Origin of the sequence: Enterobacter cloacae complex sp. 277I4, assembly GCF_050031465.1 — a bacterium.
In the GTDB taxonomy this organism is placed as follows: Bacteria; Pseudomonadota; Gammaproteobacteria; order Enterobacterales; family Enterobacteriaceae; genus Enterobacter; species Enterobacter cloacae.
On record NZ_JBLGWC010000002.1, the window covers coordinates 211,409 to 236,246 of the forward strand.

The 24,838-nt window shown below is 46.9% G+C and carries 27 protein-coding genes and 1 pseudogene; 18 read left to right on the forward strand and 10 right to left on the reverse strand.

The annotated features are described in order from the left end of the window. Window position 1: 1 nt before the first annotated feature. The 9 genes from ACQG19_RS26140 (at window position 2) to ACQG19_RS26180 (ending at window position 7,457) form a co-directional block, all read left to right on the forward strand. Window positions 2–1,390 carry a hypothetical protein gene (locus tag ACQG19_RS26140; protein ID WP_008786875.1) on the forward strand — a complete coding sequence of 463 codons (1,389 nt, stop codon included), beginning with the start codon at window positions 2–4 and terminating at the stop codon, window positions 1,388–1,390. Between the two features lie 430 nt (window positions 1,391–1,820). Further along, window positions 1,821–2,114, forward strand: a complete 294-nt coding sequence (locus tag ACQG19_RS26145; protein ID WP_024143029.1) for a helix-turn-helix transcriptional regulator — start codon at window positions 1,821–1,823, stop codon at window positions 2,112–2,114. Window positions 2,115–2,118: 4 nt separating this feature from the next. Continuing rightward, on the forward strand, window positions 2,119–3,444 hold the full coding sequence (locus ACQG19_RS26150) for a type II toxin-antitoxin system HipA family toxin (protein WP_020833823.1): 1,326 nt from the start codon (window positions 2,119–2,121) through the stop codon (window positions 3,442–3,444). A gap of 60 nt (window positions 3,445–3,504) precedes the next feature. After that, window positions 3,505–3,711 (forward strand): hypothetical protein, encoded by a 207-nt coding sequence (locus ACQG19_RS26155; protein ID WP_000134171.1) that lies wholly within the window; start codon window positions 3,505–3,507, stop codon window positions 3,709–3,711. Window positions 3,712–3,812: 101 nt separating this feature from the next. Beyond that, on the forward strand, window positions 3,813–4,223 hold the full coding sequence (locus tag ACQG19_RS26160) for a hypothetical protein (protein ID WP_000985911.1): 411 nt from the start codon (window positions 3,813–3,815) through the stop codon (window positions 4,221–4,223). Window positions 4,224–4,235: 12 nt separating this feature from the next. Continuing rightward, window positions 4,236–5,051: an HNH endonuclease signature motif containing protein gene (locus ACQG19_RS26165; protein ID WP_024143028.1), complete on the forward strand. Its 816-nt coding sequence runs from the start codon at window positions 4,236–4,238 to the stop codon at window positions 5,049–5,051. A gap of 251 nt (window positions 5,052–5,302) precedes the next feature. Further along, entirely contained in the window at window positions 5,303–5,728 is a 426-nt protein-coding gene (locus ACQG19_RS26170) for a hypothetical protein (RefSeq protein WP_020833821.1), read from the forward strand. Window positions 5,729–6,275: 547 nt separating this feature from the next. Then, window positions 6,276–6,584, forward strand: a complete 309-nt coding sequence (locus tag ACQG19_RS26175) for a hypothetical protein (RefSeq protein ID WP_001224686.1) — start codon at window positions 6,276–6,278, stop codon at window positions 6,582–6,584. 15 nt (window positions 6,585–6,599) lie between these two features. After that, window positions 6,600–7,457, forward strand: coding sequence for an HNH endonuclease signature motif containing protein (locus tag ACQG19_RS26180; RefSeq protein ID WP_020833820.1), 858 nt, complete (start codon window positions 6,600–6,602; stop codon window positions 7,455–7,457). Between the two features lie 607 nt (window positions 7,458–8,064). Here ACQG19_RS26180 and ACQG19_RS26185 read toward each other — a convergent pair. The 3 genes from ACQG19_RS26185 to ACQG19_RS26195 form a co-directional block, all read right to left on the reverse strand. Next, window positions 8,065–8,469, reverse strand: coding sequence for an H-NS family nucleoid-associated regulatory protein (locus ACQG19_RS26185; protein WP_020833818.1), 405 nt, complete (start codon window positions 8,467–8,469; stop codon window positions 8,065–8,067). A gap of 177 nt (window positions 8,470–8,646) precedes the next feature. Further along, window positions 8,647–8,940, reverse strand: a complete 294-nt coding sequence (locus ACQG19_RS26190) for a hypothetical protein (protein ID WP_024143027.1) — start codon at window positions 8,938–8,940, stop codon at window positions 8,647–8,649. A gap of 25 nt (window positions 8,941–8,965) precedes the next feature. Continuing rightward, window positions 8,966–9,202 carry a hypothetical protein gene (locus ACQG19_RS26195; RefSeq protein WP_024143026.1) on the reverse strand — a complete coding sequence of 79 codons (237 nt, stop codon included), beginning with the start codon at window positions 9,200–9,202 and terminating at the stop codon, window positions 8,966–8,968. 265 nt (window positions 9,203–9,467) lie between these two features. Here ACQG19_RS26195 and ACQG19_RS26200 point away from each other — a divergent pair. Next, a protein-coding gene (locus ACQG19_RS26200; RefSeq protein ID WP_087776199.1) for an IS3 family transposase occupies window positions 9,468–10,675 on the forward strand; the annotation gives its coding sequence in 2 pieces (ribosomal slippage) (window positions 9,468–9,789 and window positions 9,789–10,675; 1,209 coding nt in all). Window positions 10,676–10,709: 34 nt separating this feature from the next. Here ACQG19_RS26200 and ACQG19_RS26205 read toward each other — a convergent pair. From ACQG19_RS26205 to ACQG19_RS26215, 3 genes are read right to left on the reverse strand one after another with little or no spacing between them, the layout of a single operon-like run. Next, on the reverse strand, window positions 10,710–11,051 hold the full coding sequence (locus ACQG19_RS26205; protein WP_426726004.1) for a hypothetical protein: 342 nt from the start codon (window positions 11,049–11,051) through the stop codon (window positions 10,710–10,712). Between the two features lie 59 nt (window positions 11,052–11,110). Further along, a complete protein-coding gene (locus ACQG19_RS26210; RefSeq protein ID WP_020833815.1) occupies window positions 11,111–11,776 on the reverse strand; it encodes a hypothetical protein in 666 nt (221 codons plus the stop codon). A gap of 57 nt (window positions 11,777–11,833) precedes the next feature. After that, window positions 11,834–12,214 carry a hypothetical protein gene (locus tag ACQG19_RS26215; RefSeq protein ID WP_049827792.1) on the reverse strand — a complete coding sequence of 127 codons (381 nt, stop codon included), beginning with the start codon at window positions 12,212–12,214 and terminating at the stop codon, window positions 11,834–11,836. A gap of 642 nt (window positions 12,215–12,856) precedes the next feature. Here ACQG19_RS26215 and ACQG19_RS26220 point away from each other — a divergent pair. Next, window positions 12,857–13,675, forward strand: coding sequence for a DUF4942 domain-containing protein (locus tag ACQG19_RS26220; RefSeq protein ID WP_058687704.1), 819 nt, complete (start codon window positions 12,857–12,859; stop codon window positions 13,673–13,675). Next, window positions 13,672–14,877, forward strand: coding sequence for a hypothetical protein (locus ACQG19_RS26225; RefSeq protein WP_058687703.1), 1,206 nt, complete (start codon window positions 13,672–13,674; stop codon window positions 14,875–14,877). The genes ACQG19_RS26220 and ACQG19_RS26225 overlap by 4 nt, the downstream gene beginning before the upstream one ends. Before the next feature lie 63 nt (window positions 14,878–14,940). On the opposite strand, the gene ACQG19_RS26230 is transcribed toward ACQG19_RS26225, so the two are convergent. The 4 genes and pseudogenes from ACQG19_RS26230 to ACQG19_RS26245 form a co-directional block, all read right to left on the reverse strand. Beyond that, window positions 14,941–15,144: a hypothetical protein gene (locus ACQG19_RS26230; protein WP_058687702.1), complete on the reverse strand. Its 204-nt coding sequence runs from the start codon at window positions 15,142–15,144 to the stop codon at window positions 14,941–14,943. A 12-nt stretch (window positions 15,145–15,156) separates the two neighbouring features. Next, entirely contained in the window at window positions 15,157–16,476 is a 1,320-nt protein-coding gene (locus ACQG19_RS26235) for a DUF1173 family protein (RefSeq protein ID WP_058687701.1), read from the reverse strand. Between the two features lie 22 nt (window positions 16,477–16,498). Beyond that, entirely contained in the window at window positions 16,499–16,666 is a 168-nt protein-coding gene (locus ACQG19_RS26240) for a hypothetical protein (RefSeq protein WP_000220758.1), read from the reverse strand. Window positions 16,667–16,726: 60 nt separating this feature from the next. After that, window positions 16,727–18,034, reverse strand: a pseudogene (locus ACQG19_RS26245) (DNA cytosine methyltransferase); the annotation flags it as partial. Between the two features lie 31 nt (window positions 18,035–18,065). Between ACQG19_RS26245 and ACQG19_RS26250 the strand changes: the two are divergent. The 6 genes from ACQG19_RS26250 (at window position 18,066) to tssC (ending at window position 24,652) form a co-directional block, all read left to right on the forward strand. Then, the gene (locus ACQG19_RS26250) at window positions 18,066–19,034 is read left to right on the forward strand and encodes an IS5 family transposase (protein WP_074142348.1); all 969 of its coding nucleotides are present in this window, start codon (window positions 18,066–18,068) and stop codon (window positions 19,032–19,034) included. Window positions 19,035–19,433: 399 nt separating this feature from the next. Next, the gene (locus tag ACQG19_RS26255) at window positions 19,434–19,949 is read left to right on the forward strand and encodes a thermonuclease family protein (protein WP_058687699.1); all 516 of its coding nucleotides are present in this window, start codon (window positions 19,434–19,436) and stop codon (window positions 19,947–19,949) included. Window positions 19,950–19,951: 2 nt separating this feature from the next. After that, window positions 19,952–20,866 carry a hypothetical protein gene (locus ACQG19_RS26260; RefSeq protein ID WP_058687698.1) on the forward strand — a complete coding sequence of 305 codons (915 nt, stop codon included), beginning with the start codon at window positions 19,952–19,954 and terminating at the stop codon, window positions 20,864–20,866. A gap of 374 nt (window positions 20,867–21,240) precedes the next feature. Then, a protein-coding gene (locus tag ACQG19_RS26265) for an IS3 family transposase (protein ID WP_087776199.1) occupies window positions 21,241–22,448 on the forward strand; the annotation gives its coding sequence in 2 pieces (ribosomal slippage) (window positions 21,241–21,562 and window positions 21,562–22,448; 1,209 coding nt in all). Between the two features lie 213 nt (window positions 22,449–22,661). Then, window positions 22,662–23,159 carry a type VI secretion system contractile sheath small subunit gene (gene tssB / locus ACQG19_RS26270; RefSeq protein WP_047748139.1) on the forward strand — a complete coding sequence of 166 codons (498 nt, stop codon included), beginning with the start codon at window positions 22,662–22,664 and terminating at the stop codon, window positions 23,157–23,159. Window positions 23,160–23,194: 35 nt separating this feature from the next. Next, complete coding sequence (tssC, locus tag ACQG19_RS26275) at window positions 23,195–24,652, forward strand: type VI secretion system contractile sheath large subunit (protein WP_008786712.1); 1,458 nt, start codon at window positions 23,195–23,197, stop codon at window positions 24,650–24,652. The last annotated feature ends 186 nt before the right edge of the window (window positions 24,653–24,838 follow it).

The window sequence follows — 24,838 nt, forward strand, 5'->3', positions numbered from 1 at the left end:
CATGAGTCAGTCTCCTTATGATGATGAGCTCAGGGCCATCCGTTATATTCAGCTCCGTGGTCAGGATATCACGAACGCTCACGAGACAATTAACAGTGATATAGAGAGCCTTAAGGCACAGTTGACCGGGCTAATCAGCGGCACTGAACTTGATGAAGCGGAGCATCTGGCGCTTAAAGAACATCATCTGCGAGAAATGACCCCCTCAGATACTGCCATGCATTCTACTGGTCTCAAGACCATATATAGCGAGGCTAACCAGCGTGTATGCGGTGATATTGGACTGGCCACAATACTCTCCACGGATGACCTGGCTGTCGTAGATGCCCGGATCCAGAATCATATTAAAGAATTTAATGATCGCTACGCACTCGACGCCTGGGATTATGCTATTGCCTGCGGATGCGGGCTCATAGCATCCATGCTGGATTTACTTTGCGTCAGAGCCCCGCCAAAACCTACGGTGAGCTTTACGACAGAAGTGGATGGTATTTTCAATAAACAGGTGCAGAAAGCCTTCAATGCCATTTTGCCGGAGGACCTGAGTACAAAACTCTCAGATTTGTTCCCTATAGGGGCACCAGACAGTTCGATCAGCAGCGATTTAGTGGGTGCAGCCGGTGGCGTTTTGTCTCCCACAAATCACCGCTTAAGAGCTTTATCACACGACCCCATACTGGGCATTATTTTCGGCATAAAGGATATGCTGAACGGGACCTGTACGGTGGTTCAGAATGGACAGATCGTGGTTTATCCTTCCAGTAAAGGCGTTACCGACGAAACCAATATTTTCAGGCTCATCGCCAGAATGTTTGGACACCTGGCATCGGATGTTAATGCCCCCTCAGCAAAAGGAAACCGTGGCATGGGTTTACCGGCTCCTTTTATGGGGTTACTTCGTATGCTTGAGGGGATCCCTGTGGGGAGTTCTAACTTCGGCAAACAAATAGAGTACATGTATGTCAACGGGTATGACTTTCGTCAGTTTATCGTGACAAGTATTCCGATGACCATAATGGAAGTTTTGATGCGGGTTTTCTATGTGGCGAAACAGGTATCGCTGGGAAAAGGAGCTTTTGGGGAGACCTTACTGGATACCATGCCTTTGCGGCTAAATCCGCGCTTCCGGATGATGCTTGCCCTGGGTTATGGAACTTCCAGTGCTGTTAACGCAGGTAAAATGTATATTACCGGCAATATTCTCAATGCGAATTACGCCTCCTGGATGGGGTTAGCCTGGAATGGTTTTCACTCACTCAAGTGGTCCCTTTATCAGCGACACTTAAAGCTTTGGGCCGGTATTGAAAAGGCGGAACTGGAACGGCTTCAGAACAATATAGACAGCATCGAGGCATTGACCATCAGAGCAGGAAACTTGCCAGTCAAGTAACATTCACCGAAGCACCTCTGGAACCCCATAGCCCACCAGCTGCTAAAAATGTCTGCATTTGCTTTTAATTCTCTCTCTGCCTCCTCCCCGAGGCAGAGAGTAGGTCATAGTTACTTATACAGCTAACAACAGGGGCCATAAGATACTCCGCTTCTCGTTTACCGATGAACCTGACCTGTCAGCTCTCTTACCGGATGCTGTTCGAGCGTAACGGCTTATTATCGATAGTTCTCTCATATCAAACGTCATAAAGATCTATGCTGCCACTTAGTAACAGCCTAAAAGTTGTATTCTATATTTAACAGCTTTTAGGCTGTTAATTTGATATTACAGCTTTTAGGCTGTTAATTTGATATTACAGCTTTTAGGGTGTATGTTTAGAAAACAGCCTGCAAGGTGTATCAGAGGAAACTACCGAGGCCAGCTTATGATCAATAATGAATACCCGTTAAACACGCTCAACCAGCTGCGTCCCTTGCTCATTGGTTTTCGCAAGGCGAATGGCCTGACGCAAAAAGACCTGTCCGAAAGGTTAGGCGTCACACAACAGACATACTCACGTCTGGAAGCCAACCCTGCCAGTGCGAGCATTGAACGGCTATTCAAGGTGTTTTCCGTCCTAGGTGTAAAAATCAGCTTCTCCTCGACGGCCACCTCTTCAGATAGTAAGCAGACGGAAGAAACGCTTAAATCAAACTCACCTGCACGACAGGAGAAATGGTAACGATATGAGCCGTAAACAGCAGCGTCTGGCAATCTGGATGAACGGAATCAAAGTCGGATACTGGGAAAAAAGTAAAGGGGTTGACAGCTTACAATACCTTCCTGAATGGAGTGCTGACGAACAGGGAAGGCCGCTGTCATTGTCCATTCCTTTTACTCCCGGGAACCAGGTCTGGCGTGGAAATGTGGTACGTGACTATTTTGATAATTTACTCCCGGACAGCGAAGGCATACGCAGACGTCTGGCAATGCGTTACAAGGCCGATAGCCTGGAGCCTTTTGATCTGCTGACGGAGCTGGGAAAAGACTGCGTGGGCGCGATACAGCTGCTTCATGACGGAGACGAACCCACAGATTTATATTCCGTGAAGTATCACCCTCTTACTGAATCAGAAATTGCGGCAACTTTGCGTAATACCACGGAGACATTGCTACCGGGCAGGCCAGAAGATAACGACGACTTACGTTTATCGATTGCCGGTGCTCAGGAGAAAACAGCCCTACTGTGGCATGAAGATCGGTGGTGTATGCCGGAGGGTAATACACCAACGACGCATATATTCAAGCTACCGCTCGGACTTGTGGGGAACATGAAAGCCGACATGAGCTCGTCGGTTGAAAATGAATGGCTCTGCTCGGTACTTCTCGAACAGTACGGGCTCCCCGTGGCAAGAACGCAGATTGCTCACTTTGAAGATCAGAAAGCGCTGGTGGTAGAACGTTTTGACCGAAAATGGTCAGGAGACGGACAATGGATCATTCGTTTACCCCAGGAAGATATGTGTCAGGCCCTGGGCGTTTCGCCATTACGAAAATATCAGGCGGACGGCGGGCCAGGTATATCGGAAATTATGGAAGTTCTGAGTAATTCAGACCGCGCTGAGCATGACAAAGCGCAGTTTTTTATGGCGCAGATAATTTTCTGGATGATGGCCGCAACAGATGGCCACGCTAAAAATTTCAGTATTTCTATTGGGCCACAGGGACGATATCACCTAACACCACTCTATGATGTGTTGTCGGCATGGCCGGTGATCGGTCATGGGAACAATCAGATATCCTGGCAGAAGTGCAAACTGGCGATGGCCGTACGTGGCAGTAGCAACTATTACCAGATATATCGAATACAACGACGCCACTGGATCAGACATGGTGAGATAACCGGCCTGAGTAAACAGCAGACAGAGGCGATGATAGAGGAAATCATCGCCAGAACCCCAGGTGTCATTGAACGTGTTAGCGGGCTTCTTCCGGACCAGTTCCCCCAGCAGCTTGCGGAAAGTATTTTTGATGGAATGAGGCAGCAATGCAGGCGCCTGGCTGAGAAATAACAGCCGCAATTTATAGTGGGCATGTTTTCAGAATAGCTGATGTAAGCGTGAGGATTCAGTATGACTGAAGAACAAAAAAGAATAGAGCGGGCTATTGAGTTGGCTTGTCGTTACGGCGGAACCGATGAAATGCATCATCTGCAATGGGTGGTGGATCAGATGGTAAGAGAACTGGCTGGAGAACGTTATGCTCAAATTGTAGCTGATGCCACCAGCGGAGAAGATGGGCCTGATACTTACAAATGGAGTGTTGGGATCGCGCCTTAACAGCTGTCGGTCTGGGGGTGAAAACGTATTCTTCATTCAGCGAATTCCCAGGCTTCACATTAAGACTAAAGCGGCGGCCGCAGTAACGTAAGAGAAAATAAATGGCTATTTTAGCAATCATTGCAGTTATCGCCCTGGGTGGGTACGCCTACGGATTTATTAAAACCCGTGAGCTGAGCGCTTTGCGTAAAGAAATGAAACTATACGTGGATCGCATGGAAGCGGCGGAGCTGGACTTACACGCAATCAGAAGTGTAGCGGAGCACCGGTTGCACGGTGCAGGTAAACAGTTTGCCGACCTTTACAGCCGTATCGACGGTGCAACTGTGACGCTGACACCCGAAGATCAGCTGTTACTGGCAACGATGCCATTTAATATTCAGGATGTAGAAGACATCGTAAACGAGCGCGGTCCAAAGACAATTAGCGGCCGTCCATTCTGGGAAGTTGAGCCAGGCCCGCATGACTATGAATATGGCCCGCAATATCCGTATTTCCCAGACCAGCGCTAGGAAGAGATCAAGATGAGAGAGCCAAGACCCCGCCATACCTTGCAGGTCATTCGAGTGCCTTCTCTGGAGGTTCAGGATCTGGGGCTGACCAGCTTTGACAGCTGGCTTGACGAGAACGGTTATGACAAAACGAATGCCAGAAATAACCGTACCATCTGGGCGAGAGAAGGCGGATGGCATCTGAAACGTTGCAGAAATCTGAAAACCGGCACGGACGATTTCTGGTTTATCGCTTTCGATGGTAAAGGCGGAAACATTTACCCGCTGAAAACCCAAAGAGACTACCGGGCTGCATATCGTAAGCTCGAAGCCGAAGGATATGCGCCTGCGGTTATCGAGCAAATGACCACAGGCGCAGCATATAACCTGGCCTATCCACGTTCCAGCCTTAAACAAGCTGAGACGGCCACCAACGAGCCGATGCGTAAACCTGACGTAGATATCATGGGTGAGCACTGCGAGCGTATAGTGACGCAACGTAGTGGCGTGGCACAGGGTAAATTCAAAGCTCTGCTCATCGAGAATTTCGCGGGCCGTTGTGCGGTAACCGGTTGGGTTAATGGCGGTGTCCTGGATGCGGCACACATTGAACATGGAACCCGGTACAATCCGTCTAACGGCATCCTGATGACACCGACAATGCATGCGCTGTTTGATGCCGATCTCATGGGCATAGATCCGGCCACCCTGACCGTTCATTTTAAGCCAGGCATTGAGCTGGGCGAGCTGTTCGAAGGCCGTAAAATCACACCGCTGGTGTACGATCTGGACTTAGAGCGGCTGGCCGTACGCTGGGCAGGATACCAGGGCCTGGCTCAGGAACAATGATGGTTACAACCAGGATGGGAGAAAACCCGTCAGTGAAACCTGCATGCGCCATACCTATAAATTTAAACTCAAGAGCCAGGCTCAAGATAAAACCGAAATGAAAAGGTAAAAACCGGTGCACCAGATCTCTTAGGTTTAATACCTGAGCCCGTATACTGGCAGGCGCAGGCGTGTGAGTATTATCCAGTCCATACATCTCCACACAGTGTTAACCGCAACATTTAAAGTTTAATAAGGACGGTTTCAATTTTATGAATAAAGCAGCGTTAGTGATGATTATCGGGATCCTCGGATGTGGTAAAGCATTTGCAGCCACTGAATTACAGCTCCAGCAAAAACGCGTTATGCATTTCTGTGCCAATGCCAGCCTTCCGTTGTTGATTGCCGGTACAACTTATGCGAATACGTCTGACAATGGACGACCAGAAAAAGAAAGAGTGGCAATCCTGAAAAATGCAGTTGTAAGCTCGACAGCTTATTCAATGGCATCTCCCGGAGTTCAGAGGGCCATGATGAGTGTGGTGGAGGATATTGCCGATCCGAAAGAATTAGCTCTTCATCAAAAAGAGGTTAGACGTCTTGGGGCTAGTTATCTTTCTGACAGCGGTGTTACATGGGCTTCAAAAACCGTTTCACCATTTACAGCCTGGTGTAACTTTAACCGTTTCGAAAGTTAAGACTGGCGATGCGGTTCCTGTTCAGGAAAGTTACTTTCCGTGCGGGGACCGTAAGATACAGATAAAGCTTAAGGCCTTTGAATTTCTGGAAAGCATTTGAAAATTTCATTGCGCTTGTCTGATATGAAACAGCCCCTGCATTTCTGCAAAGGCTAAAAGAGTGTGTACGGACTTTGGAAGGAGTGATGATATACGCCTGAGCCATCCCATCACCGCAGACAGGGTAATTAACCCTGACTAAAGCTTTCACCTATTCCGTCGCTCGCAAGCGGCTTTCGCACACTAACGAAGGTATGGCCTTTCGTCGGTGTTAAATTTTTCAAACTTTGCTTACTTTGTCAAGGAAGGTGACAGCAGTAGCATGCACAACTACTTTAATCTGCATGAATAATAAGGTAGAACCGGCCAGTGAATGAATGCTTACCCTGAAATCAGGCGGACAACCTTCAGGAATATTGATAGCAAGAGTGAATCTCTCGCTGCGGCGATAACATTTCGCCATAACCCTGAACGAGAGTGGTTCATCCATCATATACAGGAGCGTTACATGCGCAAATTTAAGTACATAATCTGTCACCAGTGCGAAGGCCACGGGACCATGGAAAACCCGGCCTTTGAAAATGGATTCACCCAATCAGAAATGGCTGAGTGGGAGCCAGAAATGCGTGAAAAGTATTTTGCCGGAGCATTTGATGTTCGCTGTGACGTTTGTGCCGGTGACGGTAAGCTCAGCGTACCAAACGTAGCGGCTATGTCTTTTTCAGAACGACGGGTTCTGGCAGCACGGCGGCGTGATGAGCGTCTTCAGGCAGCTGATGAACGGCTGTCCCGCCAGGAACGAGCAATGGGGTACTGAGGTGCTACAGCAAAGATGAAAATGACGAAGCCAAAACCGGTAAGCCGGAAGAAAAGACCGTTTATTAGTGAGCTTGCAGAGCTGGGTTTATCGGGAGAAATTCTTTCAATTCGAACTGACGGCATGCAGGGGACGCTCATACCCGATCTTACCGCAGGGGTGAGTGAAGCAGGCCGTGTGAAAACCGGCAACTGGGTAATCTCTGACAAGAGAACCTTCGACCATGTCGTTTTGTGTGTTGAAAGACAAGATGAGAACCATGATGTGTTCGTAGGTAAATTCATCCAGTTACATGTAGCCGCTAATAAGAGCCTAAAGATCGTCGAAATGGGCGATGTGAAACTGGTGGCCATAACTAGCTCGATTCCTACCACTTTTAATGGGGGGATTAGGAGATATAAAGGGGTTACGTATGTGTCACTTTCCCAAACAGCTCAAACCACTATCGACTTCCCGAAGCGTATCTACAAAGAGGGCCAGGAATGTACTTCTGTCACCAGTCCTGACCAAGGCCCTTTCGCCCGGGATGTTAGGTTGAATTGCTACGGGCGATGTGTTGTCACCGGCGTAAGGTCCCCCTGGCGTACTGAGGCCGCGCACTTAACGCCCCGTCATGAAGAAGGCATTCCCGACGTAACGAACGGAATTTTACTTCGCCGTGATATCCATACACTGTTCGACAATGACCATTGCGCCATAAACCCTGACACTATGAAAATTTACTTCAGCCGGGAGGCTCGGGAGTTGGATGATGATCTCCTGAAATGGCATGGGAATGAGATAGAGACGACACGCATGCAAGTTCCGGTTAACATCGAAAACCTTCGGATACGATGGCAAAAATTTAAGGCTAAGGATCGTCAGCGTAAATAAAGCCATAAGCTGAACCACGGCGAGGATTAGTCTTGTTCACTAAATGACAGCGAGAGATTAAATGCAAACCCAAAAAGAAATTACAGTTGGCCAGATCTGGGAAGAAGTGGATCCAAGACTGATCCGGAAAGTGCGAGTTGTTGAGGTGGCCTCGTTAGAAGGGCCCAAAGGCATCCTAATCGAAAACGTGGAGTCTGGTCGTAAGAACTGGGCGTCGTCATCCCGCTTTAATGGAAAGCGTGGAGGGTACCGTCTTATTTCCTGACGGTTTTGCCAATATGGGAAACTGAAGAGGTTGAAACCATCCCGGTGAGGGAGCGTATCTGGTAAAGAAGAGTCTTTAAAAAGGTTTTACGCGACCTGGGATAATAAACGGGAAAACGAGACACAAAAAAAGAATACAGCGATGATAACGATAAGGAATGGTAAGGGCTTCAATATTTTGAGAAATGACCGGGCTTCCTTTGCATCTGCATTTCTAATCAAACTGTCCACATAGGGATCACAGCTCTTAGGTTCTGAATTTTTCATATTTTCTGTACCTGAAAATTGATTCCGTATGAGAAAAGGCCACCGAAGTGGCCTCTCTCAAAACTGGTGGCAAAAGTTAGATCAGGAAATCATCAAGACTTTTACCGGCTGCAATTTGTTCTGCCAGAGCTTTGGGGGTACGGCCCTGTCCAGTCCATGTTTTTGTTTCGCCATTTTCATCAGTAAATGAGTATTTGGCCGGGCGTGGCTCACGGCTTTTCTTGGGAGCCGTAGATTTGGCCTGGAATGAGCCCAGCAGCTCTTCCGGGTTGATACCATCTTCTTCCATTAACTTACGCAGGGCGTCAAGTTTCTCCTGACGAGCTTGCAGTTCGGCAGCTTTGGATGATTCTTCCTGACGACGCTCATCAACAATGACATTAAGCTTTTCGAGGATTTCCTCAAGTACTTCTAAAGGCAGCTCGCGGCCCTGGGCGCGAAGAGTACGAATATTGTTTAACGATTTGAGTGCTTCAGACATACGACCTCACTTTCTAATTCTTTGATAAGGATTTACTTAATCATAATACACTCTATAAGGAAAAAGATGCCAGCTTTATGTCTTCAGGTACAAAGATATCTTGCTAAGAATACTCCTTATCTTCCTTTTGCAGACTGATTCGTGCATTCGATGTTGTTCATGAGTCTTAAAATCTGCTCACTGTTTAGGGTACTCATGCTGTAAATCATCAAGAAGGAAGCGCAGAACAATATAAGCAACCGGAAAAGGAAACCATGCCAGTGACAGTCCATATATGGAGGAGATAAACACAGGGTAATTTAACTCACTTACAAAATTCGCATCATTGTATTGTTGAATCGAAATGGCAGAAGCAAAAATCATAATTAAAGTAAGAAAAATCCACTCTAGCCATCTCTTTTTATAACAAGCATAAGCGAAAGCTGAAGGGTAAAAAATAAAGCAAAAAATCCCAGCTGCAATTACGTTCATAAAAGTTACTTTTCTGCTAGCGCCTTTATTTTTCGGATGCAGTATCATGAACAACTGCCATGACATTGATGATTGGCTTTCTTTTTCTGAAAAACCTTCCGCGCGGCAAAGTTTCTCCCGCTTTGAGACGATAAAGCCAGAAAACATAAGCCGGAGGAACATTGCTGTCAAAAATATCAGAACAAGTTTGAACTGAGATGCCTACTGTATTGTCTTTCCTCATCTCTTTAAAAGTGCCTTGCAACGCAGCAGATAACGTCATTTTTAAGAAACCTTTTTTCTGTTTGAACGTACAGACTTGACTTAGCTGGCTTGACTGTAATGCTTGCCACTAAAGATCCCTCGTTCTGAGGATGCAGGCACTACAAAGTTACCGTCAGGTCTAATCATACGAGTTTGGATGAAATTTTTTCCGGATTTGTTTTTTTCAACCAGGTGATGTAGCCCCCTGAAACACCAGACAGTAGCTGTATCTCCAGATAAGAGATAGGCTTGAATATATGTCTAACACTAACACCAATTTTGAGATGACCGGGATCCTGTTAGGGCAAGAAGTCCGTAAACGTAAAACTCCTCAGGAGAAGATCGCCATTATCCAGCAGACGATGGAGCCGGGTATGAATGTCTCCCATGTCGCCCGCCTGCATGGTATCCAGCCCAGCCTGCTGTTTAAGTGGAAGAAGCAATATCAGGAAGGCAGCCTCACCGCCGTTGCGGCTGGAGAGGAAGTCGTTCCTGCTTCTGAGCTTACTGCTGCTCTGAAGCAGGTCCGGGAGCTTCAGCGCCTTCTGGGCAAGAAGACGATGGAAGTTGAGATCCTGAAAGAAGCCGTGGAGTACGGTCAGTCGCGAAAATGGATAGCGCACGCGCCCTTGTTGCCAAAGGACGGGGAATAGCCATGGTCAGCCGGACCATGGGCGTGTCGCGTGCGCAACTGTCACTGCGGATTAACCGTTCTGCCGACTGGCAGGACAGGCGCTGTAACCGGCGTAATGAAGAAGCAGACGCAGAAATACTGTCGGCTATCCTCAACATTATCAGCGATATGCCGAGTTATGGTTATCGACGCGTGTGGGGCATCCTGCGCAAGCAACGTCGCACAGAGGGACAGCCACCTGTGAATGCCAAACGGCTTTACAGGATAATGAGCGAGCATAACCTGTTGTTGTTGCATCACAAACCAGAGCGACCGAAGCGTGAACATAAGGGCAAGATAGCGGTGGCAGAAAGCGATATGCGCTGGTGTTCAGATGGCTTCGAGTTCGGCTGCGACAACGGCGAAAAACTGCGGGTAACGTTCGCGCTGGACTGCTGCGACCGTGAGGCCATAGACTGGGCAGCAAGCACGGGAGGCTATGACAGTTCGACCGTGCAGGATGTGATGCTGAGGTCGGTGGAAAAGCGCTTCGGCGACAGGCTGCCCGACACAGCGGTGCAGTGGCTGACGGACAACGGTTCAGCATATACCGCGCATGAAACGCGGAGGTTCGCCAAAGAGCTGAATCTGGAGCCATGTACAACAGCGGTGAGCAGCCCGCAGAGCAATGGCATGGCCGAACGGTTCGTGAAGACGATGAAGGAAGACTATATCGCGTTCATGCCGAAACCGGATGTGAGAACAGCCCTGCGAAACCTTGCAGCGGCGTTCACGCATTACAATGAAAATCACCCGCATAGTGCGCTGGGATATCACTCTCCGAGAGAATACCGGCGGCAGCGGGCATCGTTAACTTAAGATACAAAAGCTGTCCGGAAATGGCGGGTCAAGATCAGTTTTTTTCAACCAGGTACTCGATCTTCCATTCTTCTTTGACGGGACCGGATGACAAATGAACTAGAACCGGTACTTTTTTACGCGTTCTATCCAGAACAATACAATTTGATTTATCCGTATCAACGCTTCCCTGAAGAGTATTCAAAGAGCAATTATCATATCCCTCAACCGGAACTGCATTACCTTGGATATCAATTTTGAATCCTCCAGCTATTACAATTTCGGGTGCATTATCATTGAAAGTCTCGTCATAAGCTGCATCAACTACATCGCAGGCAGTAAGCGCAAGTGACGATGCGACAGTAAGACACAAGAAAGAGAATCTGTTTTTGAACATATTTAAGACCTTTTATAAACCTAAAAATACAGGAGAATTGTATCATTAACAGGCTAGTTCTAACGACTACCACTTTTAAGTATGTATTGAGCCAGTTTTATATTCAGGCACACCATATTGCACTCCAGGTCTTTCATCATTCTTGAAGAACTCTTAATTAAGTATTCTTCAAGTGGGCCAGCATATGCCCCTGATGTCACGATCGTTAGTTGCGTAAGAGGATGAGTCAAACTCTCGATGCCCTTCAGGATGTCATTCTGGACGGCAGCAATATAAACAGGCGAAGCCGCAATCAAATATTCATCATTCGGACTGGACTGCATTAACTGGCTTATAGTTGCGCAACGGTTATGCTTTCCTAGTGATTTTGTAAGGGCTTTCCACCAGAGATCATGCCTGAATGGTACTTGATGAAATGTCGCCTCGTAAGAGGGCACCCGATCTCGACTATTTAAAAACCCCATCCCGGCAGAGATTATCCACAACTCCAGATTTCTGGTTGAGTTTAAAATTTCCTTTGCCGTAGACCAGTGATTACCTGAATACAAGGACAACGCCGGTACCGCCTGATTACTTCTGGCGTCGTCTACAATGTTACTCCAGGCATATGCTGCGTCGTCCGGAGTTTGTTTTGGATCTATGTCCAATGTCGGCCAGACGTGGCCCTGATGATTCTTGCCCTTTGTACAGGAAGTGATTAAGTGTACTGAGCGTTCAGAGATCATTATCTACCTTACATACCCATAGAACAGCTTTCTAAGAACGGTGGGTTCGCCTGAAAATTACAAATCAGCCCCTTTCACGGCATCATTTTGATTCTTCCCATCTGCCCCCAGTAAGATGACCGGTTTTCTGCATGGCAGTGTTATTCCTAACAAACGCAACACAAAACCACGCCAGCCAGAGCAAATTTTTTCATTTGCTGCGTAAAGCCTATTGTTTTCTCTTTTAAGCTTCGCCCACTCGTTACAGAGGGTAACATCATCAAGCGCTGTTATATGCTTCGCCTCACCTTCGACGATAACGGTATGAATACCGTATGCTGTAAATCTCATTCTGTTTTCCAGAATCCAGTTGCGGTATTCGTTGAGTCCACCTTCGGAACCGGTAGCTCTGCGCCACATTTCGATTTGCTCGAGTGATGGGTCAAGTGTATTTGTCATTGAAGCCTCGTCTCAGCGATAACGCATGTATTAGCCCGCTTTGATCATCATGTAATAACCATCTGTCTGGCGATTTGATTGTATCTTACTCATAGTGCCCTACCTATAGGTTAAAAAGGAGCATTTTCGCTTTATAGCGTGTTCAACAGCATCAATCCTCGCAAGAAAGGTTGGCTTATTAAGCCAGTCCATCATTTTCTGTATATCTCTCATCAATTTTTATATCCGGCCTGGAGTGCACCGTTCAAGCACACCGATCAGACAGATTGTCACTAGTTAACTCTTTACTAGTGACTAAATTCCATTGATATACGTGACAACGTCACGTCGTAAAAGCCTACAAATGCCTAATTTTCATACTATGGGATTTAATTAGGAGTAAATCCCACAGGCATACATAAAGCTGACAATTAAAAACTTTAAATATCAACCAGATAGAATGATTACACCCATTTAATGGGCTCATCACATTATTTCACTGGCTGGGGTTGTTGCTGGCATATCTGAAAGTGCTAATATGTTAGTCATTAGTAATTAGTAAAGACTTTACTAAACGCGTTTCTACGTAAATTCTATAGGTTTTAGAGGGTAACTACCTTTGCTCAATTCAAATTGTTCTAACATACCAAAATGGAGTGTAAAATGACTCATAACCAGGGTTCTGAGCCAGTACCGGCGAGCCGGACAGGGCGGCTCATCAGCGCCCGGGATATGGCCATGCAGAAATTCGAAGAAGGGATGCGGTTAATCTCGGAAGCGTCGGAACTGTGCGGTTTCTCTCTCTTCACCAGCAGAATTATGCAGCCCAACGCATTTGGTCTTCCGTCGTCACTGGATCGCACCATCGAGGAGGGGCGTAAGGAAATTGACCGTAAAACGTGGAAAAGGCTCTTTGAAGAAACAGGTATGGACCGGTACTGGAACCATAAGCAAAAAGAAGCCTTTAACGAATCCCTACGTACGGATCCGCCCGTCGCTTCCCTGGAGATTGTTAAGGGAACATTACAGCATGCACTGGCTAACAGACGAGACACGCTTGCAGAAGGTTTCGTTGATGTTCTCAACAAGCTAGACCGAAGTTTCAAAAGCAATGCCAGGCAATATACAATGCCAAAAAAGCTTGTTCTTCGGGGGATTTTTCCTGGTGTGAAAGTGCTGAGGTACAACGGTTTCTCGCAGGACAATCACTTTTGTTTACGCGACTTTGAGAATATTGTATGCATCTGTTCTGATACTCCAACACCTGCAACCGGCGGTGGGCTGAGTATGGTCGACAGGCTGACGGCCATGAGAAATACAGAATTCACAGGCGAGGTCAGTGATGAGAATGGCTGGCGGTGTCGCCTGTTTGAGAATGGAAACGTTCACATTTGCATCGACAGTATCTCGCTTCTGAATGCTCTGAACGATCTTATCAGCATTTATTTTGCAAACCAGCTTCCGGCCGCAGGAAAAAAATGATGATCGAAAATGATAAAGAAAAAAGCCTGAACGATGCTACCCCGCCAGAGGTGCAGAATGACATCCGCAGCGAATCCACTGAAAAATCAAAGGAAATGGGTCGTTCAAGGCACTCATCTATCGCGATGATCGATTACTTCAATGCAATCGAACGTCTGTGCAAAGAGAAAGAAATTAACCCGGAAAATATCGATCTGAGCTTCAAAGTTCACTGGCTCAGAAACGCTGTTGGCGGCTCGTTTGCAAGGTCACAGGAGATGTTCGCGGAGTACCAGAAGTATGTTAAAGAGGTTCCTGAAGAGGCCCGTTACCTGGATATACCCGATGAGGTAAAGGTTGCACTCGGCGATATTATCTCGTACATCACCTGGCACTACCGTAGAAGCTATACCGCAATACAGAATGATAGTGTTAAAAAAGCTGAAGCACGTAGCATGCAGCTGGAGGAGGAGGTAACGCAGCTGTTACAGCGGCTTGAGCAAAGCGCTACCGATATGGATGAGCTGAAACTTGAGAATCAGGCGCTACAGGGTCGATTAGAGATCCGGGACAGTACCGTCAAGGAGTTAGAAACAAGGCTGAATGTTGCCGAAGCAGAACTCGAAACCTGCCATCACCAGTTAGATAGCACACGGCATGAATTAAGCCTCGCACAGCAGTCTAATGACTCACTCTCCCAGCAACTGGCTGAACGTAAAACAGAGATCGCTGGTCACCTTGAATATCAAAAAAAACTGAACGAAGAGATCAACTCTCAGCGTTCTGATAATGCTGGTCTTTTAAGACAATGCGACCAGTTAAGTCAGACAGTGTCAGATACAAAGGCAGAGAGGGACAGGTTTGAACAGGAATTTATTGCTGCACAGACCCTTTGTTCTGAGCTGAAAAGTGCACTATCCGGGAAGGAGGGTGACCTGGTGGCGGTGAATGCCGAGCTTACTGAACTCCATAAACTAAACGAGTCGCTGAGCGCCGACCTGAATAAAGTAACTTTGGTCAGCCAGGGCTATGAAGCGGAAGTGGCTGAACAAATCAATGAACTCAAAACGCTCCAGGCCAAAGTAATGAAGCTGGAAGCTTCCCTGGAGGCGGAGAAAACAATCTCAGAATCCCTAAAAGGCACCATTGATACATTGACTGGTGCAATGGCAGGGGGAGGTACTGGAAAGTCAAAACAGCCGCGTAGCAGAAAAACATCATGATAAATGAAGCCAGGTTGATACACTTCTCTGTATCCCCTGGCACAGTAGAACTTCTGCGGACATTCAGCCCGTCGGCAGGAGTTTTCGTCCTTCAGTCAACAAATGCACTACCTTTTTTGAGTCTCCACTTTCCAGAGCAGAAAACACGTTACCGATTTTACCAACAGCTTGTATCTGAGTGATAACCCCAGTCTTGTAATCATCTAGGATCCCTGACAGGAAAGCGTTCAGTTTTGTCTGTTCGCTTAGCGAAAGCATGTAGGACATTTTTTCTCCATTTTAAGCAGGTGTGTCAGTTGAAAGAGGTTTGCGTGAATCTGGAAAATGAGGCAGCACCATAGTTTCAGATGCTGTGGTCGCATCCCAGTGCCACCATCCATAAGGCCCATATTCACGGTTGTAATAATCTTTTTTGAGTTGCTTTCGGGCCAGATAAGCAGGAGTGGCCATACCAAATACTTCCATCGGGAACGGCTTATCGCTTTTTGTGTCGAGCAGGTAGAAGTCAGGGAACACCTCACTAATACTCGCATCATAACGCATGGGCTTAACGTACTGCCGGTGCTCTGCATCCAGCTTTTCTGCAACAACCGCCTCATAGGAGGAGTCCAGAGGTATCCAGTTCTCGCTAACGTGCATCAGCACAATTTGATGAGCTCTTACAGAAGGGCCTCTGCCGGTTACCGCAGCTGGTGACGTCAACGCAAAGACAACTATTTTCGCTCCGGATTTCCATGCTGCGTACTCCGATGAAAATCGTTTCTTTACGCTGTCCCAATGGCCTTCTGAATTGAAAAAAATCAGCGGTAGCCCCCCAAAATTCCGCAGGGGTAAAAATTTAAGTGGCTTCTCATGCTTTTCAGCATCGTAGCGAGGTAAAACTGACAGGAGCATGAGACGTTTATCACTCATCGCCTGTGATGAAAGACGCTGAATCTGCGACTGAGCGACAGGTTGTTTCGGGTCAGGTACACCAATGAATAAATGGTCACCTATGCAGGCTCTGCCGGTACGAATTTGTTTAGCGGTTTCAAGCAGACGATACCGTACCAGTGAATCGTTACGTTTCCCTGCCATTTTCGGGTACCAGACATTCAGACCAGACTCTGTCCACAAAAGACTAAGCAAGCCCAGGAGGGTCATTGAGGCCTGACCACCTTCTGGTCGCTGAAGATGGGGCAGGGGAGGCACTTCTGATTTTTCAGGAGGATCTTTCTCTGTCATACCGATACCGAGCCTTACAGCCATATCACCTTCGGTTGTAATCCGGACCACACCACTCGCATATCCTTTCAGGCCGGTATGCCGGGCATCAAGGGAGAAGAATACACAGGAAGGATCATGCTCAATGCCCGTGTTAGCGGCTTTGACGAGAATAAAGGCATCACCGTTCGGTAAAGCACGAACATAAAGTCGCTTTTCTCCTTTTCCACGACATCCGCAGGTGATGACTGATTTTTGACCTGAGGTGTGGTGTGCTTTTTTAAGAGCCGACTGCCACCCTTTAGCAAACTCATCCTGCGTTTGAAAGTCAGGTGAATACCTTTTGACGTTTGGATCGTCGTCGTAAGCAATCATCACTGCGAATTTTTGGCTCATAGTAGTCTCCTAAACAGGAAGTTTAATATCCCAACCAGAGCAACACTTCCTGAGCGTCATACTGTTCCTTTACGCCCATGTCGCTAAAGAATTCTTCGAAATCTGTTTCGGGAACGCAATGCCTGGACAGTTCTTGTAATGCTCGTTCTTTAGATACCGTCTCACCTTCAGCTGATTCGAAATACGTCATGGTTGACCTCTGACATTATTACAACAATCTTAAGCATTTAAATTGATAAATGAGCTTAGTTCAGCACACTTCATCGTATGACTTCCGCAATCGCAAGGAAGCAACATAATCAATTCGTGACTTCAACAATTTAGCGACGGCTGCAAAGACATCAACTATCACTGAGTTCCCAAACTGTCTGTAAGCCTGTGTATTGGACACAGGTATACGGAAAACACTTTCCCCGGGTTTATCGAAGCCCATAAGCCTGCTGCATTCACGTGGCGTTAGCATGCGTGGCCGACGATCCATATTGTCCGGGTTATGGAAATCAGACTCTCCCAGCTCATGGGACCAACCCCGATCAATAAGAATTTCAGATCCGTCTTTCATATAGCGGCTTGAGAGGGTTCTGGTGACACTATTAACATTGGAAGGATCTACAAGCCCAAAACCAAAACCATTGCCTTTTGCTGCATGTTTCTTTGCATAGTTGTATAAGTACTCCCAGAGTTTAGGGGAGAGGATGTATTTACTATCTACCGTCGGTTCCAGTAAATCGGAGAGAGAAGGGCGCTTGTCCGGATAAAAGTCTTTAATGTCTCTTAGAGAAAAACCGTCTTTCAGGCGCAGGTCGCGGCGAAAACCAATAAGGACGATACGCTCACGGTGCTGGGGTCGGAAATGACGGCCGTCGATGACTTTAGGATCATCCGCGCCCATGCTTTCGCTGTTTGCGACGTCGTAGCCAAGCTCTTCCAGCGTTTTCATGATGATGTTAAAAGTATTACCCTTATCGTGACTCTTCAGATTTTTAACGTTTTCCAGAACAAAAATTGCCGGTTGTTTTGCCCGGATGATCCTGGCCACATCAAAGAAGAGCGTACCCTGAGTGTCGCACTCGAAACCGTGTTTGCGTCCCAAAGAGTTCTTTTTACTGACACCGGCAATGCTGAATGGCTGACACGGAAACCCCGCAAGAAGTACATCATGATCCGGGATAGATGTATCGATAAACTTGTATGCCTCTTCATCAGAAACTTCGGGCCGGTTGCTAAGCGTGATGTCACGGATATCTGAATTGAAGCGGTGCTCGTTCTCATCGCAATACCAGTTCGCCCGGTAAGTACGGCTGGAATAAGTATTCCATTCACTCGTGAAAAGACATTTTCCACCGATGGCATCGAATCCGCTTCGTAGTCCACCTATCCCTGCAAACAAATCGATAAAGCTAAATTTCCTGTCCTCGTAATTAGTAGGTCGGGAAGGAATTAAAGACTGTAGATAACGTCCATCAGTGATACTCAGCTCACAATGCTCAGGCTTTCCTTTAACCTGACGCTTAAGCGAGGCACGGGACCAATTACTGCCATTTTCATCATTTAAAAGGCTTTGTTGAATAAATCGAACTTTTGCTGAGTTGAAGGATCAGATCACGCATCCTCCCGACAACACAGACCATTCCGTGGCAAAGCAAAAGTTCAGAATCACCAACTGGTCCACCTACAACAAAGCTCTCATCAACCGTGGCTCCCTCACTTTCTGGCTGGATGATGGGGCGATTCAGGCCTGGTATGAGTCGGGAACGCCTTCATCACGAGGAAGGCCCCAGCGCTATTCTGATCTCGCCATCACCACCGTTCTGGTGATTAAACGCGTATTCCGGCTGACCCTGCGGGCTGCGCAGGGTTTTATTGATTCCATTTTTGCCCTGATGAACGTTCCGTTGCGCTGCCCGGATTACACCAGTGTCAGTAAGCGGGCAAAGTCGGTTAATGTCAGTTTCAAAACGTCCACCCGGGGTGAAATCGCACACCTGGTGATTGATTCCACCGGGCTGAAGGTCTTTGGTGAAGGCGAATGGAAAGTCAGAAAGCACGGCAAAGAGCGCCGTCGTATCTGGCGAAAGTTGCATCTTGCTGTTGACAGCAACACACATGAAGTTGTCTGTGCAGACCTGTCGCTGAATAACGTCACGGACTCAGAAGCCTTCCCGGGCCTTATCCGGCAGACTCACAGAAAAATCAGGGCAGCCGCGGCAGACGGGGCTTACGACACCCGGCTCTGTCACGATGAACTGCGGCGTAAGAAAATCAGCGCGCTTATCCCGCCCCGAAAAGGTGCAGGTTACTGGCCCGGTGAATATGCAGACCGTAACCGTGCAGTGGCTAATCAGCGAATGACCGGGAGTAATGCGCGGTGGAAATGGACAACGGAATATAACCGTCGCTCGATAGCGGAAACGGCAATGTACAGAATGAAGCAGTTGTTGGGAGATTCACTGACGCTGCGTGACTACGATGGTCAGGTAGCGGAAGCTATGGCCCTGGTACGAGCGCTGAACAAAATGACGAAAGCAGGTATGCCTGAAAGCGTGCGTATTGCCTGAAAATCCAGCCAGCTACAGGGTCGTTCGCACGAAATCTTATTTATTCAACAAAGCCCATTTAAAACCTGAGCCAGATATTTAAGATCATAAATGGTCGATGCTATTAACAATGTTTTGTGGATCAAAGATGGAGCTTTACCCACATCTTTCAGGTCTTTTTCTTGATCATGAGTGTTACGTTTCATCCAAACTCTCTCAGGAATAATATCTTTGAGATAGATTAACACTCTTAATTTGGATTGTTTTTTGGTACAGGTTCTAAATTCATTGTGATTTTTCTGGCTTTAAGTTGCAAAATGATATGTTTTTAGCCCGTCCAGGAATTTATGACTTGTTAAAATAGTGCCTGTGAATTGCCTTGTGTATACATGTCTGCACTCAACAAATTCAGGTGAAATGATGGGTTATCTAAAAAAGTTACTTTTGCCAATCATGATCGTTGTATTCCCTGCGGCGTCCTGGGGGAACTCAACAACATTTGAGGCAAAGGTGGTTAAGATTGTTGACGGTGACACCATAACTGCGCTGGATGCTCAAAATACAACCATCAAAATACGGATGTATGGTATAGACGCTCCTGAATCCAAACAAGCTTTTGGGCAAAAAGCAAAGCAGGCCTTAACCACAGCTATTGCAACCAAAATCATTACCGTGAACGACCATGGTGTAGATATCTATGGCCGAATGTTAGGGACCATTTGGTTAGATGGTTATGACATTAACGCTTCTATGGTGGACAGCGGATATGCGTGGGTATATCGGTTCGAAGATAACGCCATTGTCCCGAGCTACCTCAAGTATGAATCCGCAGCACGCAAGGATGCAAAGGGGTTATGGGCAGACCCCAACCCTGTCCCTCCATGGCAATGGAGACAGTTAAACGAAAAGCCCAGAAAGGTGAAAGAGAAGAAATGACCATGATGAAAGAGGATCATCCGTTACTTCAGTTGGTACTTAACGATTCCGGTCGTCTTGCTATGCCTGTTCATGATAGAGACCAACAGTATTGCCCGACTTGCCTTGCAAAGGTACTGAAGAGTGAGGATGGAAGGTTGTCGCATGTCGGGCACGAAAATCAAACTAAATGTGTTCCTTCTATTTCAGTAGTTGTGACAAAAGCAATCATAGAAATGTTAAGTGATGGAGAAAAAATTTATGTAAGTCCAATCCGAAACCGAGGGCGAACTCTGGCACCATCAGTGATTTTTTCTCCTGATACACACACATTTAAGCCATTTATAAATACAGACTATCAGCCTGTAGGGGCAAACTGGAAAAGTGACAAGGGTTATAAACTGGGCCTTTTTTATCTTAAAGATCGAGCTAGCTCTATTACTAAAGAGGAATTTGATTTTATTGCTGTTATTGATCCAGAGTTATTGCTTAACGAATTTAATTCTTCATGGTCTGTTGAACAGATCGCACCAATAGAACAGTTGAAGCAAATCTTCCGGTCAAAAAATAATTCTTCTGCTTGGGTAAAATGGCCTGGTAAACTCGACTTAGCAAAGAAAACCAATTATAACGATAATTTCTGGTACGACAATCAATCTGATAGTGCGGAACTTAACTGCACTGTTTCCGTTGTAGGTATAGAAGGTAACAGTTCAGGTGAAACAATTTATAGATTACAAACTATGCTAAAGCATAAGTTTAATGAATATCAACTGGTTCGGTCTTTGGGTACTATTATGCTTCTTGATAATACCGGGAATATGGTCTCATCAAATCACCCGAATTTTGACATCATCTCAAGCGCATGTATAAGTGGAGTACGTGATTTTGTTCGCCAAAACCCATGGGTAGTTAGACAGACAACTCTTAACACTTAATTATCTTTAAAATAAAGCCCACTCCATTACTTAAAATGTTTTTCCTATAAGTCAGTTTTCGGACTTTTCATCACACCGACATGTAACAAAAAATGTAACTGTTACAGTTAGTTATCAGTACAAATGCACACATCCGCACCAGGTGGGGACCACACCAATTGCATTGATCTAAGTCAATAAAAGATCACATATGCAACATTCAACCATCAGGACAGTTACTTATAGTTAATAGCCCTGCAAATGACGACATAAGCAGTTAACAAAACAACTTTTTCCCCAATTCTGATGTAGCCCCCTGAAACACCAGACAGTAGCTGTATCTCCAGATAAGAGATAGGCTTGAATATATGTCTAACACTAACACCAATTTTGAGATGACCGGGATCCTGTTAGGGCAAGAAGTCCGTAAACGTAAAACTCCTCAGGAGAAGATCGCCATTATCCAGCAGACGATGGAGCCGGGTATGAATGTCTCCCATGTCGCCCGCCTGCATGGTATCCAGCCCAGCCTGCTGTTTAAGTGGAAGAAGCAATATCAGGAAGGCAGCCTCACCGCCGTTGCGGCTGGAGAGGAAGTCGTTCCTGCTTCTGAGCTTACTGCTGCTCTGAAGCAGGTCCGGGAGCTTCAGCGCCTTCTGGGCAAGAAGACGATGGAAGTTGAGATCCTGAAAGAAGCCGTGGAGTACGGTCAGTCGCGAAAATGGATAGCGCACGCGCCCTTGTTGCCAAAGGACGGGGAATAGCCATGGTCAGCCGGACCATGGGCGTGTCGCGTGCGCAACTGTCACTGCGGATTAACCGTTCTGCCGACTGGCAGGACAGGCGCTGTAACCGGCGTAATGAAGAAGCAGACGCAGAAATACTGTCGGCTATCCTCAACATTATCAGCGATATGCCGAGTTATGGTTATCGACGCGTGTGGGGCATCCTGCGCAAGCAACGTCGCACAGAGGGACAGCCACCTGTGAATGCCAAACGGCTTTACAGGATAATGAGCGAGCATAACCTGTTGTTGTTGCATCACAAACCAGAGCGACCGAAGCGTGAACATAAGGGCAAGATAGCGGTGGCAGAAAGCGATATGCGCTGGTGTTCAGATGGCTTCGAGTTCGGCTGCGACAACGGCGAAAAACTGCGGGTAACGTTCGCGCTGGACTGCTGCGACCGTGAGGCCATAGACTGGGCAGCAAGCACGGGAGGCTATGACAGTTCGACCGTGCAGGATGTGATGCTGAGGTCGGTGGAAAAGCGCTTCGGCGACAGGCTGCCCGACACAGCGGTGCAGTGGCTGACGGACAACGGTTCAGCATATACCGCGCATGAAACGCGGAGGTTCGCCAAAGAGCTGAATCTGGAGCCATGTACAACAGCGGTGAGCAGCCCGCAGAGCAATGGCATGGCCGAACGGTTCGTGAAGACGATGAAGGAAGACTATATCGCGTTCATGCCGAAACCGGATGTGAGAACAGCCCTGCGAAACCTTGCAGCGGCGTTCACGCATTACAATGAAAATCACCCGCATAGTGCGCTGGGATATCACTCTCCGAGAGAATACCGGCGGCAGCGGGCATCGTTAACTTAAGATACAAAAGCTGTCCGGAAATGGCGGGTCAAGATCACTTTTTCCCCAATTCCTAGAGGTGCACCCTGTTACAAAACAGAGGAAAACTCTTAATAAAATTCCAATTGCAGATCTTTGATCTGCAAAGTTGATCTATGTGAGCAATATGTTCTATCATCGCTTTGTAAAGATACCTTGTGGTAACTATCACCACTGTCCAACAAAGGGAATGATATGGCAGATTCCAGCTTCCAGAATGAAGTGCCAAAAGCACGTGTCAACATCCAGCTTGACCTGCACACGGGTTCCGCCCAAAAGAAAGTCGAGTTGCCCTTAAAACTTCTCGCGTTGGGAGACTTCAGTAACGGCAAAGAAACCCTCCCGCTTTCTGAACGCAGTAAGTTAAATATTTCCAAAAACAACTTTAATAGCGTTCTGTCCGAGCTTAACCCAGAGGTCAGCATTGATGTTGCTAACACCCTGAGAGGTGATGGTTCTGAAGAAAATATCAAACTCAGCTTTTCTGAAATGAAAGATTTCGAGCCTGAAGCAATAGCAAAGCAAATTCCTCAACTTCGTGCCATGTTAGCCATGCGCAATCTCCTTAGAGACCTAAAGTCTAACCTCCTGGATAACGCCGAGTTCCGCAGATCTCTTGAAACCATACTGAAAGACCCGGCTCTGAGCGAAGAATTAAGACAAGAGCTGAATGCCCTTGCACCCGCCGAATAACAGCAAAATGTTTTTTTAATGGATTAACAGAGAGGATGCTGATGTCTGTGAATACTGAAACACAATCGGTGCAGGGGAACACTACTGTACTTGAGAATAACCCAGACAGCGTGTATGCCTCGCTGTTTGAAAAAATTAATCTGAATCCAGTTTCTCGCCTGGGTGACATTACTGAATATCAAGACGACAGCGTCATGGCCGATGCCTCGGCAGATGAGCGAGTGACCGCAGCCATTCAGGTTTTTATGCAGGTTATTTCAAAATCAGGCCAAAAAGTTGAGAAGCTTGATAAATCATTGCTTGATTCGCATATCGCAGAGCTTGATTATCAAATCAGTCGCCAGCTCGATGAAGTTATGCACCACCCGGAGTTTCAACGCGTAGAATCACTCTGGCGCGGGCTTAAGCACACGGTTGATCGCACAGATTTCCGCCAGAATGTAAAAATAGAAATACTTGATGTTTCTAAAGACGATCTGCGTCAGGATTTTGAAGACGCTCCGGAGATTATCCAGAGCGGTCTTTATCACCATACTTATTCGATGGAATACGATCAACCGGGCGGAGAGCCCATTGCCGCAATCATTTCGTCGTATGAGTTCGATTCCTCCGCTCAGGATGTAGCGTTACTCCGTAATATATCAAAAGTTTCAGCTGCCGCTCATATGCCGTTTATTGGTTCTGTAGGACCAAAATTCTTCCATAAATCCAGCATGGAAGAAGTCGCGGCCATCAAAGACATCGGTAACTATTTTGACAGAGCTGAATATATCAAATGGAAAGCGTTCCGTGACTCTGAGGACTCCCGCTACATTGGGCTGACTATGCCACGTGTGTTGGGCCGTTTGCCGTATGGTCCGGATACCGTCCCGGTGCGCAGTTTCAATTATGTGGAGGAAGTGAAGGGACCTGATCACGAGAAGTATTTATGGACGAATGCATCCTTTGCCTTTGCTGCCAATATGGTGAAAAGTTTTATCAATAATGGCTGGTGCGTCCAGATTCGTGGCCCTCAGGCTGGCGGTGCAGTTCAGGATCTGCCTATCCATCTGTACGACCTCGGTACCGGTAATCAGGTAAAAATCCCGTCCGAAGTGATGATACCGGAAACCCGTGAGTTTGAATTCTCGAATCTGGGATTCATTCCGCTAAGCTATTATAAAAACAGAGATTATTCCTGTTTCTTTAGCGCAAACTCCGCCCAGAAGCCTGCGTTGTACGACACTGCGGATGCGACCGCCAACAGCCGCATCAATTCCCGTCTGCCATACATCTTCCTGTTGTCACGTATCGCGCACTACCTGAAGCTCATCCAGCGTGAAAATATCGGTACCACCAAAGACCGTCGCCTGCTTGAGCTGGAGCTCAATACCTGGGTGAAAGGTCTGGTGACCGAGATGACCGATCCGGGCGATGATCTCCAGGCTTCACACCCGCTTCGCGATGCCAAAGTCATCGTTGAAGACATCGAGGATACAAGGTTATGCTCTTAGCCTGATAGAGTTGAATTTCTCAGAGCCACGTGCCTCAGACCTATTCTACTATCCTGAATACTGGTTCAAAATTGATTCAATGTCTGACGTCAATTTAACTAATGATGAGATTTTGGGGTATTTAATGAAAAAATCAGGCCGTTGGTTACCAGACGCACCCGAAATTGATTTGCCTTATCCATTACC